2 pseudogenes are annotated in these 1,622 nt (G+C 78.0%); one reads left to right on the plus strand and one right to left on the minus strand.

Annotated elements, in window-relative coordinates:
• Nucleotides 1-749, minus strand: a pseudogene (locus tag IE249_RS36545) (apolipoprotein N-acyltransferase); the annotation flags it as partial.
• 274 nt (nucleotides 750-1,023) lie between these two features.
• On the opposite strand from IE249_RS36545, the pseudogene IE249_RS36550 reads away from it, so the two are divergent.
• Nucleotides 1,024-1,622, plus strand: a pseudogene (locus tag IE249_RS36550) (O-antigen ligase family protein); the annotation flags it as partial.

Raw genomic sequence — 1,622 nt, forward strand, 5'->3', positions numbered from 1 at the left:
ACGTTGCCCTGGATGACGGCCACGGTCGCGGTGCCGTTCTCCGCCTTGTCGCTCACCAGGGGCCGGGCCGCCACCGCGCCGACAACCGGCACCGCGACGCTCAGCAGGGCGACCGCGGCGGCCGGGCGCCGCACCGCGCGGGTGCGCCGTCCCTCCACCGCCAGGCGGACGGCCTCGCACAGGCCGAAGCCGCACAGGACGACGGCGAAACCCAGCACAGGGGTGCCGCCCACGGCGGCCAGCGGAAGGAACACCCCGTCGGCCTGCCCGAACGCGATCTTGCCCCAGGGGAAGCCGCGGAACGGTACGCGCGCGCGTACCGCCTCACCGGCGATCCACACGGCTGCGGCCCACAGCGGCCAGGCGGGCAGTCTGGACACCGCGGCGACGCCGGCGCCCACCAGGGCGACGAAGACCGCCTCCACGGCGACCAGCGCCAGCCACGGACCGGCGCCCACCTCCACGCCGGTCCACACCAGCAGGGGCAGCAGGAAACCCAGACCGAAGAGGTAGCCGAGGCCGAGGGCCGCCTTCCAGCCGCGGCCGCGCAGCACCCAGCCGAGGACGGCGAAGGCGGGCAGGGCCAGCCACCACAGCGCGCGCGGCGGGAAGCTGACGTACAGGAGCACGCCGGACAGCGCCGCGGCGGCGGCGGGCACGAGCCGGACCAGCCGGGCCCTCCAGGGCCCGGACGCGGGCCGCGGTCGCAGCCGGTCCGACTCGTCGACGGAAGTTGCGGTGACGGTCACCCCGGGAGTGTACGTGCGTGACCTCGGCGCCGACAGCACGGTCCGTGGGCCGCCGCGGGGACCGGCACGCGGGCGGCGTCGCCCGTCGAGCGCCTGTGCGCGCTGCCCCGCGCGGCCGTCTCCTTGCGCACGGGACGTCCACAATCCGGTCATCAGCCGTTACGGTGTGCCGGAGCCCCACTGGTGCGGCCGTTCGCGGCCGGGCAGGAAGGGGTGCGTGTGTTGGGTCGGGGGCGACCGGTGTTCCGGGGGGCGATGGGTGCGGTCCACGGGGATGACGTCCGCGGGCGGGGCGGACGGCGGAAGACAGGCGTACGACGCCGGACGAAACGTTTCTGACGCGGCCGGTGTCGCGGTGCTCGGCGCCTGCGCGGCGTGGTCGCTCGTCACGGGCGCGTGGCAGGAGGGCCGGCCCGAGGGTGTGCTGCTGGCCGTGCTGGCCGTGGCCGCCGGGTACGCCACGGGCCGGATCTGCGGCGCGCTGCTGCCGGTGGCCGCGCCGTGCGCGGGTGCGCTGGCCGGGGTGGCGCTCGCGGTGGCGGCCCCGGGACTGGCCCCCGGGCCGCAGTTCGCCGCCCCGCTGGGGCACGCGGGCGCCACGGCGGGCGTGCTGACCTTGTCGGCGGGCGCCGCCTGCTGCGCCGCCTGGGCCGCGTCGGCGCCCGCGCTGCGCCTGGCGCTGCGCGCCCTGGCCGTCGCGATCGCGGTGACCGCCGCCGCGCTCGGTTCCGGCACCGGCCTGTTCTGCTGTGCCCTGGTGCTGCTCTGCTCGCTCGCCGCCGGCCGCATACACCGTCGCGGGGCCGCCGTCGCCGGTCTGGCGCTGGTGGCCGCCGGGGTGACGGCGGCGAGTTGGGCCGTGGCCGCGCGGGG

This window comes from Streptomyces anandii JCM 4720 (assembly GCF_014650655.1).
Taxonomy (GTDB): domain Bacteria; phylum Actinomycetota; class Actinomycetes; order Streptomycetales; family Streptomycetaceae; genus Streptomyces; species Streptomyces anandii.